Below are 18,057 nucleotides of genomic sequence, written 5' to 3'. Positions count from 1 at the left end.
TCACCTCATTTCTATTTAAGCTTCTGCTGTAAACGTGTCTCTCCGCAGGTCGTTGCCTTCCTCATGTTCACTACGCCAGTTGCGCAATTCTTCCTGGAGAGTTGCTGTAGTTACAGCATCATCCGATTGTTCTTCACGTTCGCGTGAGCGACGTTGCTGCTGAGAATTGCTTCCTGGCTGGCGTCCCCCATCCTGGTACATTTGTGAACCAAGTGAGCTGTTCTGAGTAACTTCAAGTCGTTCCACTTGAATGCCTTGAGCTTGAAGCGAGCTACGCAGTTGCATCATTTGCTGTTCCAGCATGTCTTTCGCCATCGTATGCTCAGTCATAAACCGTGCAACCAATTGTCCGTTTTGCAAAGTAATTTGTACATCCAGCTTACCTAGATGCTCCGGACGTAGTGAGATAGTTGCCTCTGAAAAACCCTTTTGCTGCACGATATCCAGCTTGTTCACAACAAATTGTGTCATCTCTTTTGCAAACTGGGATGCTTGCATGACAGGTTCAGCCGGTTTACCCGCTGATGTACCTGATGAACGTAAGGACAACTCTCCTGCCGTAATGATACTTGAATGGTCCACTTCTCCTACTTCATTCGCTGTAGGTGCTGAATCCGTTTCAACTGAAACTTTAGTTCCAGTATTTGAAGCGACTGCAACAAGAACTTGTGGTACCACTGAGTCTTGCTTGGATGTTTGAACGGGATGCGTTGGAGCCACTTGCACAGCCTGGTCCTTAGTCACCGCTAATGTATCCAGAATGGATTTAAGTTCAGTCCACCCTTTGTTAAGACTGGTGTCAACGCCAGAATCTTGCAACTGACTTTGAAGAGATTGAAGCAGGTGCTTGAATTCTGGAGCGTTCTTGACAACAGTACTATCAGGCTCATTCATACCCGCAATTAACTGTGTAAGCACATCCTGTAATACAAAGCGCACTGCTGCTGGATGTTCCGCCAGATCAATTGCTGATGCTGCATTACCCGCTTCACTTGTAGGCTCATCAGAACCTTCGGCTTGAGTACCAGGATTAGCATCTAATTGAGCATACATCTGCTGAATCAGACTTTGTAAATCCCCTAGTAGTGACGGATCATTTTCCAAAGCTTCATCTAGCGAATCCAAATCTGCGAATAACGAACTCAAGATATCGGTGATCGATGTTTGTTCTCCATCTTCACTAGCTGCAAAGGTAAACATAAGCGGATTCGCTGTTAAGCTCCCTGCTGCAGCCGAGCTATTCTCCCCCGTTGCACCACCATTCAATGATTGGGCAAGAGTTTGTAGAAAATCACCGCTACCAGCAGTTGCACCTTTGGAACCAGTTCCAGCTGTCTGAGCTGCTCCTGTTGTCTTGGCGGATGATGTGGATGTCATTTGATATACAATCGACATTTGTTTTCACCTCCTCTCCTTAATAAACAGACGCTACTACTCTTACTTGTTACCCATTAATTTATTTAATATTTTTGCAGTTTCAACTGAATTTTCAGTCGACATATTTTCAAGCAATTGAGACCGTGTAGCATCATCTACAGAATTTAAAATGGTCAAGGTTTTGTCCGGACTCAGCTTATAAGTTTCGAGTAACAGCTTGGCTCCACTAGAGGCCGACATGGAAGCAAACGTTTGACTAAGCTGATTTTTATCCAAATTTTTGGAGTTAGTCGTAGATGCTGTAGATGTAGTTGCAGTCTCTTTCTTTAAGCGGGATTGCAGTGCGTCCAGGGCAAGATCACCGGATGGTTTCGCATCCTTCATCATCATCGTGACATCAGCCGCTGTTTTTGGGTCCATTTTTTCCAGCACCTTGGTTCGTGCAGCCGATTGCATCGCACTCAGAAGCAGCACCATCTCTTCATTCGTCATATTTTGCAAAATCGGTGCGGCCTTACTGGGACTCATGTCCGCATACATCTTAGCCAAATCTTTAATTTGTTTCTGATAATCAGACTCGGTCTCTGGATTCCGCACAGCGGTTTCAACCGCTTTTTCCGCATCATCCAATTTCTTTTGCAAATCACTTGCTTTTTTCGCCTCTGTGGTCGTGGCATCCTTCGCTGCTTTAAGCTCTGTTTCTTTCTCGCTTACTTGTGCCTTCAGCTTATCTATTGTCGCTTCTGCACTCTCGACCTGCTGCTCGCTCTTCTCCAGTTTCTTTTTCTCCGGATCTAGCACAGGATCAGGCACCCAGTCCTTTACGATAGGAATTTTGTTAGCTACTCCAAGCAGGTTGTTGCGAATATCTACATTAAATAGAGTGAGCAAAACACCCAACAAAACCACAGTGAACACAATTGGGATTGAAATCATCAGAAACTTTTCCCAACCGCCGCTCGACTCTTTTTCCATATCTGTGTCTTTAACAGCCATTGTTCTTTCCTCCTTCACGAGACGACTTCGCGTCCGGCCACATCAATTCGCGCGTCCGGCTTTGGCAGCGAAGCGTACAGTAGCCATCTCGTCCAGATCGTTCTGTTCCCGGAGGAGCATCTCCTGCTGAAATTTGATTTTGGCCTTGTCTCTCGCCCCAAGCCATACTTTTTCGTCCATCATTTTGCCGTTCAGAAACGTCTGATTCCGTTGCACATTGACCTCAGCATGTCTGACATCACTACTTTTGCGTGAAATGCACTCGTCAAGGTGATGGACATAACGCTGCATCTCCTGCAAGCTGGATACGGAAGCCGTACTTTCCGTAGTGGATTGAATGACATCAATCAGTTCCTTTTTATCATTCAATAGTTGTAAAAGATGCTCTTCCTCAGTCTGAAGTTTCCCGATCGCTGTGGATAACATCCACTCCGCTTGCGTTTTTTCATTGCTTTTCAGGTCAACAACCTTCTGGAAATGATATCGAAATTTCATCGTTTACCCATTCATCTCCTTGCAAATTCAAGAATCAAACGTTCCTGCACTTCACTCAGCGTTACTTTTTCATCGACTTTCTGCCTTGTAAAATTCCAGATGCTATCAATCTGGTCTATCGATTCATCAATGGCAGCATTTGAACCTCTTTGATAAGCCCCAATGTTGATTAAATCCTCTGATTCCTTGTACACAGCCATCAGTCTCTTCATATTATTAACTGCTTCCAGCTGCTCTTCAGGGGCAATATCCTTCATAACCCGACTAATGCTCGCAAGCACATCAATGGCAGGGAAATGACCTTTGTTTGCGATGGACCGATTCAGTACAATATGACCATCCAAAATACCTCTCACCGCATCTGCAATCGGCTCGTTCATGTCATCCCCGTCGACAAGGACGGTGTAAAAAGCAGTAATCGAACCTGTGGGTCCAGTCCCCGCTCGCTCAAGCAACTTGGGTAAACTCGCAAAAACAGAAGGAGTGTATCCTCTCATTGCAGGAGGTTCTCCCACGGCAAGTCCCACTTCCCTCTGTGCCATGGCATAACGTGTAACGGAGTCCATCATCAACATGACATTCATGCCTCTGTCTCTGAAATACTCCGCAATCGTAGTTGCGATGACCGCGCCCTTGATTCGAATCAGAGCAGGTTGATCAGAGGTAGCGACAATAACGACAGATCGTTCCAGTCCTTCCGGACCCAGATCCCGTTCAATAAAGTCACGAACCTCACGGCCCCGCTCGCCTACCAAAGCAATTACATTGACGTCTGCTGCTGTATTGCGGGCGATCATACCCATAAGCGTACTTTTACCAACACCTGATCCGGCAAAAATACCGACCCTTTGTCCTTTGCCAACCGTCAACAGACCGTCAATGGCTCTCACACCTACACTCATCGTTTCGAGTACCCGTGGTCGGTCCATCGGATTCACTGGCCTATTGGATGTGGAGTACATCGGCATTCTGGAGGGTAACAAGGAACCGTCCAAAGGTTGTCCCAATCCATCTAACACTTTACCAAGCAATTCTGATCCAACCTGTACCCCAAGTGGTTTACCCGTTCCGACCACATCACACCCAGGACCAATGGATTGAAGTTCACCAAGTGGCATGAGCAAAACTTTGTTATCCCGAAACCCGACAACCTCTGCCTGAAGTGGCTTGGCAGATTTTCCAGGGTAGATGTAACATACATCACCAATGCTGGCATCCGGACCTTCCGACTCAACCATAAGACCAATGACCTGAGTGACCTTACCGTTAATGCGAACGGGATCAAATTGCTTAAGATGTTCCATGTATCGCTGTGAGCTAAGAATCTTCATGTTGATTTTTTCGCCCCTCATCCTCAAGTGCTATGCGGATCAGTTCTTTTTTAATTTCAGCGAGCTGGGTATCAATTCTGGCATCTACGCTTCCAAACGACGACCGTATAACACATCCCTTATCCTTTACCGTAGCATCAGGCAAAATCTGCAATTCTGCCTGAGAGTCAATTGCCATAGCCAACTCTTCACGTGCAGCCTGCACAAAAGCAAATTGATCAGGTGCCACACATAAGGTGATCATCCCCTGTTCACGTTTGCGAGACAAACTCTGACGAATTAGTTCAAGCGTGTGTTCTGGTTCAACCGAAAGTTGTTTGTCAATCACCTTCTCAGCGATACCACAGGCGAGATCCACAAGGAAAGGCTCTGCTTCCTGAATAATCTGATCTTTGGCAACGTAAGCTTCTTCAAGCACCCCGCGTGCTTCCTTCATCATCTCTTCGATCTTCACCTGGAGATCCAGTTCAGCCTGTACTTTGCCTTCTTCAAAACCCTGCTGGAAACCTTGTGAACGAAGCGCTTCAGTCAGATGTTCATCCTGCTGACGCTGCTCCTGCCACCAGCTATCTATCTGTTCACGGGCTTCTTGAAGCAATCGCTCCGCTTCCTCCGAAGCATCACGTACCTGCTTTTCTGCAAACTCCTTGGCATCCTCCAGCATCTCCGCGGTAAGACGTTGTGTTTCTTCGTCCACGCGTGCCTGAAGCATCTCAGCTTCAGAACCTTCAGCTCGTTCACCATCTAACTCCGCATCAGACTCCGGTCCACCATAATGATGATGATTTTCGAGTCGTTTGCGGTCATCAACCGGTACATACTGGAAAGATTTAATCAAATTAGACAATGATATCATCTCCTCCACCGCGAGCGATAATGATCTCACCAGCTTCTTCCAATCTACGGATCGTTCCTACGATACGGGTCTGAGCTTCCTCAACATCACGCAACCGAACGGGTCCCATGAATTCCATTTCTTCCTTGAATGTCTCGGACATCCGTTTCGACATATTTCGGAATATAGCATCCCGTACTTCTTCGCTCGCCACTTTGAGTGCCAACTGCAAATCTGCGTTGTCGATATCCCGGATAATACGCTGGATCGAACGATCGTCCACATTGACGATATCTTCGAATACAAACATGCGTTTTTTGATTTCTTCTGCAAGTTCCGGATCTTGAATTTCCAACGAGTCGAGAATAGTACGCTCCGTACCACGGTCGACGCCGTTCAAGATCTGAACGATGGATTCGATACCACCCGCATTTGTATAATCCTGCGTAACAGTAGAAGATAATTTCTGCTCGAGCACCCGTTCCACTTGAGAAATGACTTCTGGAGACGTACTGTCCATAACAGCAACTCTGCGTGCTACATCGGCCTGCTTCTCTTGTGGTAACGAGGACAAGATTGCTGCTGCCTGCTCAAATTGCAGATACGATAATACCAGAGCAATCGTTTGCGGGCTTTCGTTCTGAATGAAGTTCAATATTTGATTCGGATCCGCCTTACGCGCAAAGTCAAAGGGTCTAACCTGCAGCGTAGCTGTCAAACGGTTAATAACTTCAAGTGCTTTTTGCGACCCGAGTGCTTTCTCCAGAATTTCTCTCGCGTACGTAATACCGCCCTGAGAGATATATTCCTGTGCCAAACAGATCTGGTGAAACTCAGACATAATCATATCTTTTTCAGAAGCATCCACTTTGCGAACATTGGCAATTTCCAACGTCAGTTGTTCGATTTCCTCGTCCCGCAAATGTTTGAAGATTTGCGCGGATACTTCCGGACCTAATGTAATCAACAAAATTGCTGCTTTTTGTCTTCCAGTCAGACCTTGACTGCTTGCCTTCGCCAATGCGTTCACCTCTATTCGTCAGCCAGCCACGTACGCAGCAGATTGACGAATTCGTCTGGCTTTTTCTTGGCCAAACTCTCCAATTGTTTGCGCACTTGACTTTCGTTCGTTACACTGTCCAACGTAATGGACGGAAACTCTGTTGCTACTGGAAGAGGAATGTCCTCTTCTTCTATTTCGTTTTGTTTGCGACGACGGCGCACTAACAAAATAACAACCGTTGCAATCAATGCTGCCACCAGTGCTCCTATGCCCCACATCATTCCGGTGGAAAGCTTGAAGCCTGTATTTGTTGCCGCAGCAGTCTGGAAACCTTGAGACATTACCGAAACTTTTTTGGCCAAGTCTGCGTCACTTATTACAGTGCCTGAGTCCGCCAATGATGCACGAACAATGTTAACCAAGATATTTTCAATTGCATCCTGAACCGGAGCTTGTAATTCTGTTTGTCCTGCAGGTGGTTCAACCGCGACGTTAATGGTTAAATCTTTTACAGTATATGGACTAGAAACGATATCTTTAACAATTCGGTTGACATCGTAGTTTTTGGTGCTGGATGTTTCCTCCGAGGTTGAGTTGCCTGATGCATCCGATGATGGATAACCCGGAACTTCCTCTTGACCTGTGCCAGCAACACCACCTGTCGGATTGCTTGCCCCAGTGTAACTCTTTTGAATCTCTTGCACACTAATCTCGATGCCTTTCATATTATCTACATCGACCGGTTCAACCAGGTTTTCTTTCCGTGTTTCCTTGTCAAAATTAAGCTTGGAAGCAACCAGAACATTGACGTTCTCGTCACCCACAATCTGTGAAAGAAATTGTTTCACATTATTGCGAACATCATTTTCGAATTTCTTCTGTAACGCCATGTTTTCTTGGACTTCAGAAGATAATCCCCCGCTACCACCTCGGGCCGTAGGAATCAGTTCCGCTTCATCCGTGTTCGTAATCGTTATGTTTTCTATAGGTAGATTGGGAATGGCTGTTTTGACCAAATTAAAATATCCATCTACCGCAGCCTGATTGGGGTGATAACCCGGTTTAAACTGCAGGGCCACTGATGCTGATGCTTTATCCTGCTCTTCTAGGCCAGCAAAGATATTATCTTTTGGCATATTGACCAGTACTTTAGCATCCTGTATGCCTTGCATCCGTTGAAGCAACTGCTCCACTTCTCCGTTCAATGCGTTGTTATACTTCACATCGAACTCTTTATCCGTCATCCCGATTGGAGATGATGACTCCTCAAATGACTTATATCCTAATGAACCATTCTGAATAATTCCTTGTGATCCGATATTTACTTTTGCAATAGCAACATCCGTGCTCGGTACAGATATGGTCTTACCGTCTGCACTTAATTTGTATGGAATACTGGAGGAATCAAGATAACTAATGACGCCTGCAGAGTCACTTGCATTCAAATCCGTGAAAGCAACTTCATATTCCGTCTTTGACAATTGCATGGTTAGTACAACTGCAGCCAAAATTAAAAACAGGAATGTGGAAATAAATAATACTTTTTGCTTTTTGCTAAAACTATTCCAATACTGGGATGCCTTATCCCTGTATTGGGCAATTCTCTCATTCACTCTGTCACCCCATCCGAAACTTTGCTTGGTCTGTCCCTCCGCAATCTCTATAGGTTCTAAAGTTTAACGGTCAGGAGCAGCATCGCAGCTGCTTGTTGTAGTAATCAGCGCTGTTGTCGAAGCGCATTTAAGCCAATTTACAATTGCGTACGCATAATCTCCTGATATGCTTCGACTACTTTGTTTCGGACTTGAGTCGTAAGTTGAAGACTCAACAGGGCCTGTTCAGAAGCGATCATCACCTGATCAACGTTCACTTTTCCAACCAGGAATTGATTTGACATTTCATGTGCTTGGGTCTCCTGTGCAGCTACAGACCCTAGCGCATCCTGTAGGTATGTACCGAAGCTCTGAATGGTTTCGGCTGGTGTAGATGGTTTACTTTGTGCCGTACTTTGCATCTGAAGCGGTTGAATCCCCTGTGTGCTAAACATGTTGTTCTGAATCATTAATGTCCCTCCCTTTCATTTCTGTTCTTTGGTTTTATGGATATTTCCACCTTTAAGCCGTTAACTAGGCTCTTCCAATCTCCAATGCTTTGGATATCATTGCTTTGGTTGAGTTCAAAGCTGTGACGTTTGCTTCATATGAGCGTGAAGCCGAAATCATGTCCACCATTTCTTTCGCGATATCCACATTAGGCATATACACATACCCCTCAGCGTTGGCATCCGGATGTGTAGGGTCGTAGACCGGTTTCAGAGGGGACTGATCTTCACGAATCTCCGACACTCTAACTCCCTCTCCAGACCCACCGCTTTTCATCTGATTTTGAAGCAAGCTGTTGAAAGAAGTTTTGTTAGGTTCAAGCACAACCATCTTGCGCTTGTAAGGAACTGCCTCGCCGTTGGTTACACTCGCGCGCGTCGTCTCCGCGTTGGCAATGTTGGAAGATATAACGTCCATCCGCAAACGCTGAGCCGTTAGAGCCGATGCACTAATACTGAAACTGTTACTGATGTTCACCTAAGTTATCTCCCTTCGACTCCAACACGCATCATTTTGATCTGTTCATTCACTTGCTGAATATAAGCGTTGTAACGCAGCTGGTTCTCCGCCAGAAGACTCATTTCTTTGTCTACATCGACGTTGTTCTGGTTGTTATTCATGGATGTTGACTGGTCCATATTAACTACTGGTGTAGGTATGGAAGAGGAAGGACCTATGACAAAATGCCTTGAATCCGTTACTTTTCCTTTAAGAACAGGCATGTCTCCATTCATTTGTTCCTGCAGCATTTCTTCAAAAGCAACGTCCGAACGCTTGAAATACGGGGTGTCCGCATTCGCAATATTGTCAGCAATCGTTCGTTGTCTAATGTTGGAGGCATCGAGTGCACCTTGTAACCTTTGAAAACTAATATCATTCAAAAGATTCATAATCGCCCTCCTCTCTTTAGAAATTATGGAAATAGATTCAATCTTTTCCCGTCAGGATGCTTATGTTTTTTCGACAAAAAACATTCGCTTTTACACGGTTTTCTAGGACTTAAGTAGAATTAACTCTGATGTTGTCGTATAACATAAGTTTCTTCGAGATTGGGATATATTACAATAAGAAAAAAGCCCTATCTTTTCTGAAAGACAGAGCTTTTTGTGTATTTTCTGCAAATTATGAATTTTTTCGTAAATGTTGGGGCCCAAAACAAAAATAAGCTTAAGTGCTCAATATGAGCTCTTAAACATTCTTAAAATTTATACTATGCTTCTATACGATTCAGTACATCATAATAATACAAACAAGGAATCCAACGAAAAGCTTCAAACGATTTCCTGTTAGAAATATTCACCGATATAATAAGCTTTCTTATAATTTTCCTTGGAAACTTTTCTATTCTATGAAAATGCTAATTGACAAAATATCCATTTCGATTTAATTGTTTCAGCTTAATATCTAAAACACTTTTTTAACATTTAAACAGAGCAAGCTTATTTAAATTTCACAAGAATATTTTGTCACATCCGTAATACCATCTCGTTCACTTTTTGCGTATTTATGCAAATCTTTCTCAAGCTTCTGATTAAACCGATAACCAGACTTGGAAAAACAAAATCCTTTTATTGGAATTTATAGAATTATCAAATATGAGTTGTCAGCACGTCTTTAGGGTTTAATTACATTATCTCTGCGGCACAAGTCCTAGATTATCTTTCATCTTATACAACTTCATCTCTTTTATCGGTTGCAATACGGCATTATATTAGGCTAAAACAAAAATAAACGGCATACATCTGGATCGAATAAAGTCTTCTACAGTCAGAACCAGGACCAAATATCCTATTTCCGTGTAGTTGTTTGATCTTTATTCATCCATTGTATACCGTCATCCAACCTACAATCACACCATGAACAGAGCTCTACTACACCTGTGTTACAAGATATATTGACTTAAATCACGATCAAGTGCAATATCATTCAATTTCTCACGTACATATTCCGGAGTGATTACCATACGCTCCAGCGTAAGTTCTGGCGCTTCAAAAGACAGATCCTCAAGAAGTTTCTCCAGAATAGTATGCAAACGCCGTGCACCGATATTTTCCGTATTCTGATTCACGTTCTCAGCCAGCTTGGCAATCTCACGAATGGCATCATCCGAGAATTCAATCTCAATATTCTCTGTACGCAGCAAATCCACATACTGCTTGGTTAACGCATTTTTAGGTTCCGTAAGGATTGATACAAATTCATCAAGCGTCAGGCTGTTCAGTTCTACACGGATAGGGAAACGCCCCTGGAGCTCTGGAATGAGATCCGAGGGTTTGGCTACGTGAAATGCACCGGCTGCCATAAACAGGATATAATCCGTTTTGACAGGGCCATACTTCGTCATTACCGTAGATCCTTCCACGATTGGCAGAATGTCACGCTGTACACCTTCACGGGATACATCGGGGCCGCTGCCGCGTCCCTGACTGGCAACTTTATCAATTTCGTCAATGAATATGATACCTGTCTGTTCTGCGCGGCGGATGGACTCCTGAGTAACATCGTCCATATCAATCAACTTGCCCGCTTCTTCCTGAATTAATACTTTGCGAGCTTCCTTAATCGCTAGTTTACGTTTTTTGGTACGACGAGGCAATAAACTGCCAAACATCTCCTGCATATTCATCCCCATCTGATCATTTCCTTGACCAGCGAACATGTCCATCATGTTAGGCGTGGTATCTTCCACATCAATCTCGATCAATTCATCTTCCAGCTTGCCAGATAACAAATCAAATTTGATTTTACGCCGCCGTTCAGCTACTCCCGTATCCGGTTCTTGCTCATCGGTTTCTGGCGTGTTGTTGCCATTATTGCCAAAAATCATTTCGAACGGATTTCGCTGATTTTTGGATTTGGATTGTGAAGGGGCCAAAATATGTACGATCCGCTCATTGGCAGCCTCTTCCGCTTTGTCCTTGACCTTTTCTGTGCGTTCCAGCTTGACCATCCGCAGCGATGTTTCAATTAAATCACGAATCATAGATTCCACATCACGGCCAACATAGCCCACTTCCGTGAACTTCGTAGCTTCCACCTTTACGAATGGAGCTCCTACCAACTTAGCCAGTCGGCGTGCAATCTCAGTTTTACCAACACCAGTAGGTCCAATCATCAGAATATTTTTAGGTACAATATCATCTTGGGTATTTTCGGGCAAAAGGCTACGGCGATAACGATTGCGAAGGGCGACCGCTACCGATTTTTTAGCCTGTTTTTGACCTACAATGTACTTATCAAGCTCTGCAACGATTTGTCTTGGCGTTAATGCTTGAGTATCCATATAGCTTCCCTCCTACCAGTATGCGAACCTTGTTTATGAGATATAACGTTATAAATTTTACCTACAAGGACAAAGAATCTCCACGGAGTAACTGGAGCCGATTTAATCATCATGCCCCATCACGGGAGATTGCTTTCCTTACAACTCTTCAACAATAATATTATTGTTGGTATATACACATAACTCTGAAGCAATCTGGAGTGATTCACGAGCAATGTCTTTTGCTTCCAGATCCACCGCATGACGTTTTAACGCACGCGCAGCAGATAACGCGAAGTTTCCTCCCGAGCCAATAGCGATAACATCATCATCCGGCTCGATTATTTCGCCACCACCAGAAATCAGCAGCATACCTGTCTTATCCATAACAATAAGGAGTGCTTCCAGTTTGCGCAAAATCCGATCCTGGCGCCAATCCTTGGCAAGTTCTACCGCTGCACGCTGCAGATTACCATGGTGCTCCTCCAGCTTGCCTTCGAATTTCTCAAACAAGGTAATGGCATCCGCCACGGAACCGGCAAAACCGGCCACAACCTGTCCACGATATAAACGTCTTACCTTTTTGGCTGTATTTTTCATCACAACACTTTGCCCCATGGTCACCTGACCATCACCGGCAATGGCTGCTTTGCCATTATGACGAACTGCACAGATCGTTGTAGCATGAAATGACATATCCATGATATCAGTCTCCTCCCACGATTAATTTACACGCGTTCCGGAATGGTTAGACCTTCTGCTGCTGCAAAACGGGCAATGCCGTCCAGTGCACGCTGCGCAAGTGCTTCATTCTTTTCCTTTTTGTTGCGTATTTTAGTTTCCAGCTTCGGCAGCAATCCGAAGTTTGCGTTCATTGGCTGGAAGTGTTTGAAATCAGCTGTTGTAATATATTGTGCCATACTGCCCAGCGTGGTCTCCACCGGCAATACCACCAGTTCCTGTCCAAGCGCTGCTTTGGCTGCATTCATACCCGCGATCAAACCGGATGCCGCAGATTCTACATAACCTTCTACTCCCGTCATTTGACCTGCAAAGAACAGGTTCGGACGCTCTTTGAACTGATACGTTGGACGAAGCAGTTTGGGAGAATTGATAAATGTATTACGATGCATAACGCCATAACGGACGAATTCCGCATTTTCAAGTCCAGGGATCAAAGAAAAGACACGCTTTTGTTCTCCCCACTTCAGATGCGTCTGGAATCCGACCAGATTGTACAGCGTTCCTGCTGCATTGTCCTGTCTAAGCTGAACAACAGCATGAGGCAGTTCTCCAGTATGCGGATTGACGAGTCCTACAGGTTTCATCGGACCAAACAAAGCCGTTTGTTTACCACGTTTCATCATGACTTCAATTGGCATACAGCCTTCGAAGTAAATTTCTTTCTCAAACTCTTTCAGTTGAGCAACTTCCGCTGTGATTAACGCTTCATAGAATACATCGAATTCCTCTTCTGTCATCGGACAGTTCAAGTACGCTGCTTCGCCTTTGTCATAACGTGAAGCCAGATAAACTTTATTCATATCAATGGAATCTTTTTCGATAATTGGCGCAGCCGCATCATAGAAGTAGAAGTATTCTTCACCCATAAGAGCCTTGATTTGCTCTGACAATGCTGGTGAAGTCAAAGGCCCCGTTGCAACAACAACGATTCCGTCTTCCGGCAAAGAAGTCAGCTCTTCATTAACTACTTCGATGAGTGGATGCTCATGAAGTGTAGATGTGATCTCGCCTGAGAATCCGTCCCGGTCCACAGCAAGTGCTCCACCTGCTGGAACAGCATGACGGTCTGCTGCACCCAATACCAGAGAATTGAGCATTCTCATTTCTTCCTTCAATACACCGACTGCGTTAGTCAACCCATTCGCACGAAGCGAGTTGCTGCATACCAGTTCTGCAAATTTATCTGTATGGTGAGCCGGTGTTTTCACAACCGGTCTCATCTCGTATAGTTTTACGCGCACACCGCGACTTGCGATCTGCCAAGCTGCTTCTGTTCCTGCCAACCCGGCACCGATAACGGTTACTTGTTGTTCATTCGTCAAAATCATTTACCCCCATTATGCTAATCCGCTCAATCTTCTTCCGGTTCCTCTACCGGCTCTTGATGATCACATGAAGTACACTGTAATCGTGTTCCCTGTTTGTTCCGTTTCTCAATCATTAGTGATCCACAACTTGGACATGGTTTCGCTGACGGTCTATCCCATGATACAAAATCACATTCAGGATACTTGTCGCAACCATAGAAAATCCGTCCCTTTTTACTGCGGCGCTCAACAACATGCCCTTCCTTACACTTCGGACAAGTCACACCGATATCCTTGATGATCGGTTTGGTATTCCGGCAATCCGGAAACCCGGAACATGCGAGAAACTTGCCGAAACGACCCAGCTTATAAACAAGCGGTTTGCCGCACTTCTCACATATTTCATCCGATACTTCATCTTCAATCTCGATTTCTTTCATTTCTTCTTCTGCAAACTCAAGCCGTTTCTCAAAAGATTCGTAGAATTCTGCGAGTACTTTGACCCAATCCTCCGACCCTTCCTCCACATGGTCAAGATCACCTTCCATGTTGGCGGTAAACTCCACATTCAGGATCTCCGGGAAGAACTCCTCCATCTGTTCGATGACCAGTTCGCCCAGTTCCGTTGGCATGAATTTCTTCTCTTCAATAGCAACATATCCGCGCTTCTGAATGGTCTCCAGCGTTGGCGCATATGTACTCGGACGCCCTATGCCCAGCTCCTCAAGTGTTTTAACCAACCTTGCTTCCGTATAACGTGGTGGCGGCTGTGTAAAGTGCTGTTTCGGCTCGATCTCCCGATTCTCCAGCACATCTCCATTTTTCAGCGGAGGCAGCAGACGATCTTCTTCCGTTGTACCGTCATCGTTACCTTCTACATACACCTTCATGAATCCCTGGAAACGAACTTTCGAACCCGCTGCCCGGAAAATCGTATCTCCTGCAGCAATGTCCACGGAGAGTGTATCCAGAACGGCAGATGACATCTGGCTCGCTATAAAACGTTCCCAAACCAGTTTGTACAACCGGAATTGATCACGACTCATAAACGATTTAATGGAATCCGGATCACGCAAAATCGACGTTGGACGAATCGCTTCATGCGCGTCTTGAGCATTGGCTGCTTTTTTGGAATAGTTTCTAGGCGTCTCTGGTGCAAATGGCTCACCGTACTTGCCAATAATGTATTCCTTGGCTTCTTCCTGAGCCGATGCTGCAATTCGGGTAGAGTCCGTACGCATATACGTAATGAGACCGACTGTGCCTTCTTTTCCGAGGTCTACGCCTTCATACAGCTGTTGGGCGACAGACATCGTTTTGGAAGCTCTAAAATTCAATTTACGTGCGGCTTCCTGCTGCAAGGAACTCGTTGTAAACGGAGCAGAAGGGTTACGGCTGCGTTCCTTCTCTTTAACTTCTTTGACTGTAAAAGAAGCGCCCTCGATCTGTTTTAAAATGGCCTGCACTTCTGCCTCACTGCCAAGTTCGGTTTTGGTACCGTTCAACTGATGGAACTTGGCTTCAAACGGATTTCCGTCCGCTGTCAGTTTGGCAGTAATGCTCCAGTACTCTTCCGGTTCAAAATCATTAATTTCATTTTCACGATCCAAAATGATTTTGACGGCCACAGACTGAACGCGGCCAGCGGACAATCCTTTTTTGACTTTCTTCCATAATAACGGACTAATTTTATATCCTACAAGCCGATCCAGAATACGTCTGGCCTGCTGCGCGTTAACCAGATCCATATTGATCTTACGCGGCGTTTTGAACGCATCTTTGACAGCCTGTTTCGTAATTTCATTAAATACTACTCGGCAATCCGCAGTTTCATCCAGTTCAAGTGCATGGGCCAAATGCCAAGCAATAGCCTCACCTTCGCGATCCGGGTCAGCTGCGAGATACACTTTTTTCACTTTCTTTCGTGCATCCTTCAGTTCTTTTAAAATTGAACCTTTACCGCGGATCGTAATATATTTCGGATTAAAATCATTCTCTACCTCAACGCCGATCTGACTCTTTGGCAAATCGCGTACATGCCCCATCGAAGCTTTGACGATGAACTTGCTGCCTAAATATTTGCCGATCGTCTTCGCCTTTGAGGGCGACTCCACGATTACGAGTGCATCCGCCATAGGTCCATCCTCCTCTCAGTCATGAAACTGCTGCTTGTTTTTATGATTCATACTTCATTAGCAGCAGGACTAACTTCCGCTAATAATCTATTTTCACATGCTGCCTTGATCGCAGCATCGTCATACCCTCGCGTATTTGGTTCCAGGTAATTGGCTAATCTGCTTTTTTATGATTAAAGATAACAGAACTGAATGCAAATGTCCAAAATCCCAGTTGAGCTGTTCCACAAGTTGATCCAGTGATTGCTCTTCCTGCTCTAGCAGATAAATAACACGTTGTTCATCTGAAGATAGTTTTACGACAGGGAATATTCCTTGATTGGAAGTTTCACTGCTTTCCGCCGAACGTCCTCTATTGTAAGGAAGTTGCTCGGCTTTTGGCAAGTCCAATCGAAACTCTTCCAATAAATCTGTGGCACAGGTCACCAATTTTGCCCCCTGACGAATCAGATTGTGCGAGCCTCGGCTTTTGGGAGATGTAATGGGACCTGGGACTGCAAACACGTCTCTTCCCGCTTCGAGTGCAGCATCTGCTGTAATGAGTGATCCACTTCGGATATCAGCCTCAACGACTAGCGTACCGAGAGTTAACCCTGCAATGATCCGATTACGTTCCGGGAATAATCCCTGACGCGCACGTGTACCCGGAGGATATTCTGATAAAAGCAGCCCTGTTTCGGCAATTCGTTCGGCAAGACTTGTATTTTCCGGCGGATAGATGTTATCAATTCCTGTCCCAAATACCGCAATGGTTTTGCCGTTTGCACGAAGAGTTGCATCGTGGCACACACTATCTATTCCTCTGGCAAGCCCGCTTACAATGGTCAGCCCTGCCTTGCATAGTTGCTCTGCCAGCTTTTCACCAATTTTACGTCCGTATACAGTAGGCATACGTGTTCCTACCATTGCAATGGATTGAGCGTGCAACAGATTCATATCTCCTCGACCGTACATTACCCAGGGTGGCTGAACGGTTTCCTTCATTAATATGGGGTAGTCTTGATCCAGATATGTAACGATCTCAATTCCCTGTTTATAAACACCCTCTTTTCTCTGCTCAATCCAGTCGATATTGAATTGCTTGGTTAGACGCACAGCCTGATCCTTGCGTAAACCCGCGGCAATCCAATCTCCTTCTTTATAATCTAGAAAATCCGTCAATTGATGTTGTCCTGATAGCAGTTTCGAGATTGTTTTCTTACCAATACCATCCGTTTCATGCAGTCCAACCAAAATCCATCTCTCTTCCATAATCAGAAACCTCCCATAGCGGGAAGAAAATCTTCCCTCATATTGTGTGTTAAGTGACAACGGATTGCAAGCGTTTACTCTTACAGGCAGACAACAGCTCCCTTTTATACCCCGTAAAAAAACGCAAAAAAGCAACCCTTCGCCCTGTTCAGGACAAAAGGTTGCTTACCTTTTCCGCATTATCAATAGTCGGCTCACCAGAAAAATAATTTCCCTGCACCGTTTCTTCTATTATAACGAAAAAGAATTAATGTGTCGTGCACAAATCCAGAATTCCGCGTTCTTCAAGTACGCTCACAAGAGTCGAGCCCATTTCAGCTGGCGTCGGAGCAACTTTGATTCCGCAAGATTCCAGTTTTGCAATTTTTTCTTTGGCTGTACCTTTACCGCCAGAGATAATAGCACCCGCATGACCCATACGTTTGCCTGGAGGCGCCGTAACACCACCGATGAAGCCAACTACCGGTTTGGTCATGTTATCGCGTACCCACTCTGCAGCATCTTCTTCAGCCGTACCACCGATTTCACCAATCATGATAACAGCACGTGTCTGCGGATCTTCATTGAACCGTTTCAGGATATCAATGAACTCGGATCCTTTAACCGGGTCACCACCGATTCCCACAGCAGAAGATTGTCCAATTCCACGCGCAGACAATTGATGAACGGCTTCATAGGTGAGTGTTCCACTACGGGAAACCACGCCAACGTGACCAGGCATATGAATATAACCTGGCATGATGCCGATTTTGCATTCACCTGGTGTAATAACACCCGGACAGTTTGGTCCGATCAGAACGGTATCTTTTCCTTCCATGAAGCGGTCAACCTTGACCATATCAAGTACCGGGATACCTTCTGTAATACAGATCACGAGATCCAGCTCTGCGTCAACAGCTTCCATGATGGAATCCGCTGCAAATGCCGGAGGAACGTAGATGACGCTCGCTGTTGCGCCAGTAGCTTCCTTCGCTTCCTGTACTGTATTAAACACCGGCAGACTGACTACTTTGCCATCTTCCAGCGTGATATCAACATTGGTTCCGCCTTTACCCGGTGTAACGCCACCTACCATCTGGGTTCCGTAGTCCAATGCGCCCTTCGTGTGGAACATTCCCGTTGAACCCGTAATGCCTTGCGTAATGACTTTTGTATTTTTATCAATCAAAATACTCACGTTGCTTCACATCCTTACGGTTATTTTTCAAGTGCCGGACAG

The 18,057-nt window shown here is 45.1% G+C and carries 16 protein-coding genes; all 16 read right to left on the bottom strand.

Translation table 11 applies throughout. The features are described 5' to 3' along the window. Window positions 1–15: 15 nt before the first annotated feature. The 16 genes from BLV50_RS01435 to sucD all read right to left on the bottom strand — a co-directional run bounded on the left by BLV50_RS01435 (window position 16) and on the right by sucD (window position 18,015). Window positions 16–1,395, bottom strand: coding sequence for a flagellar hook-length control protein FliK (locus BLV50_RS01435; RefSeq protein ID WP_090805402.1), 1,380 nt, complete (start codon window positions 1,393–1,395; stop codon window positions 16–18). A 42-nt stretch (window positions 1,396–1,437) separates the two neighbouring features. Continuing rightward, window positions 1,438–2,373 (bottom strand): MotE family protein, encoded by a 936-nt coding sequence (locus tag BLV50_RS01430; protein WP_072732399.1) that lies wholly within the window; start codon window positions 2,371–2,373, stop codon window positions 1,438–1,440. 42 nt (window positions 2,374–2,415) lie between these two features. Beyond that, window positions 2,416–2,868, bottom strand: coding sequence for a flagellar export protein FliJ (gene fliJ, locus BLV50_RS01425; protein ID WP_064639068.1), 453 nt, complete (start codon window positions 2,866–2,868; stop codon window positions 2,416–2,418). Window positions 2,869–2,879: 11 nt separating this feature from the next. Then, window positions 2,880–4,199 (bottom strand): flagellar protein export ATPase FliI, encoded by a 1,320-nt coding sequence (gene fliI, locus BLV50_RS01420; RefSeq protein WP_072732397.1) that lies wholly within the window; start codon window positions 4,197–4,199, stop codon window positions 2,880–2,882. Next, complete coding sequence (locus tag BLV50_RS01415) at window positions 4,186–5,046, bottom strand: FliH/SctL family protein (protein ID WP_064639069.1); 861 nt, start codon at window positions 5,044–5,046, stop codon at window positions 4,186–4,188. The genes fliI and BLV50_RS01415 overlap by 14 nt, the downstream gene beginning before the upstream one ends. Continuing rightward, window positions 5,039–6,055: a flagellar motor switch protein FliG gene (gene fliG / locus BLV50_RS01410; RefSeq protein ID WP_063566412.1), complete on the bottom strand. Its 1,017-nt coding sequence runs from the start codon at window positions 6,053–6,055 to the stop codon at window positions 5,039–5,041. Before fliG ends, BLV50_RS01415 begins: the two co-directional genes overlap by 8 nt. Before the next feature lie 11 nt (window positions 6,056–6,066). Next, on the bottom strand, window positions 6,067–7,650 hold the full coding sequence (gene fliF / locus BLV50_RS01405; protein ID WP_090805399.1) for a flagellar basal-body MS-ring/collar protein FliF: 1,584 nt from the start codon (window positions 7,648–7,650) through the stop codon (window positions 6,067–6,069). Between the two features lie 137 nt (window positions 7,651–7,787). Beyond that, window positions 7,788–8,099 (bottom strand): flagellar hook-basal body complex protein FliE, encoded by a 312-nt coding sequence (fliE, locus tag BLV50_RS01400; RefSeq protein WP_024630209.1) that lies wholly within the window; start codon window positions 8,097–8,099, stop codon window positions 7,788–7,790. Window positions 8,100–8,163: 64 nt separating this feature from the next. Continuing rightward, on the bottom strand, window positions 8,164–8,616 hold the full coding sequence (gene flgC, locus BLV50_RS01395) for a flagellar basal body rod protein FlgC (protein WP_072732395.1): 453 nt from the start codon (window positions 8,614–8,616) through the stop codon (window positions 8,164–8,166). Window positions 8,617–8,621: 5 nt separating this feature from the next. Next, entirely contained in the window at window positions 8,622–9,029 is a 408-nt protein-coding gene (gene flgB, locus BLV50_RS01390; protein ID WP_053783790.1) for a flagellar basal body rod protein FlgB, read from the bottom strand. Between the two features lie 992 nt (window positions 9,030–10,021). Continuing rightward, the gene (hslU, locus tag BLV50_RS01385; protein WP_090805396.1) at window positions 10,022–11,422 is read right to left on the bottom strand and encodes an ATP-dependent protease ATPase subunit HslU; all 1,401 of its coding nucleotides are present in this window, start codon (window positions 11,420–11,422) and stop codon (window positions 10,022–10,024) included. A gap of 138 nt (window positions 11,423–11,560) precedes the next feature. Beyond that, window positions 11,561–12,103 (bottom strand): ATP-dependent protease subunit HslV, encoded by a 543-nt coding sequence (gene hslV / locus BLV50_RS01380; RefSeq protein ID WP_024630205.1) that lies wholly within the window; start codon window positions 12,101–12,103, stop codon window positions 11,561–11,563. Window positions 12,104–12,129: 26 nt separating this feature from the next. Then, complete coding sequence (trmFO, locus tag BLV50_RS01375) at window positions 12,130–13,473, bottom strand: FADH(2)-oxidizing methylenetetrahydrofolate--tRNA-(uracil(54)-C(5))-methyltransferase TrmFO (RefSeq protein ID WP_371129215.1); 1,344 nt, start codon at window positions 13,471–13,473, stop codon at window positions 12,130–12,132. A 23-nt stretch (window positions 13,474–13,496) separates the two neighbouring features. Next, on the bottom strand, window positions 13,497–15,587 hold the full coding sequence (gene topA / locus BLV50_RS01370) for a type I DNA topoisomerase (protein WP_064639074.1): 2,091 nt from the start codon (window positions 15,585–15,587) through the stop codon (window positions 13,497–13,499). 120 nt (window positions 15,588–15,707) lie between these two features. Then, window positions 15,708–16,838 (bottom strand): DNA-processing protein DprA, encoded by a 1,131-nt coding sequence (dprA, locus tag BLV50_RS01365; RefSeq protein WP_090805391.1) that lies wholly within the window; start codon window positions 16,836–16,838, stop codon window positions 15,708–15,710. Window positions 16,839–17,085: 247 nt separating this feature from the next. Beyond that, the gene (gene sucD, locus BLV50_RS01360) at window positions 17,086–18,015 is read right to left on the bottom strand and encodes a succinate--CoA ligase subunit alpha (protein ID WP_063566419.1); all 930 of its coding nucleotides are present in this window, start codon (window positions 18,013–18,015) and stop codon (window positions 17,086–17,088) included. Window positions 18,016–18,057: the final 42 nt, after the last annotated feature.

It is taken from the genome of Paenibacillus sp. 276b (assembly GCF_900107875.1).
Lineage (GTDB): Bacteria > Bacillota > Bacilli > Paenibacillales > Paenibacillaceae > Paenibacillus > Paenibacillus marchantiae.
The sequence above is the reverse complement of the archived record's forward strand: the minus strand, read 5'-3'. Positions and strand labels throughout refer to the sequence as shown.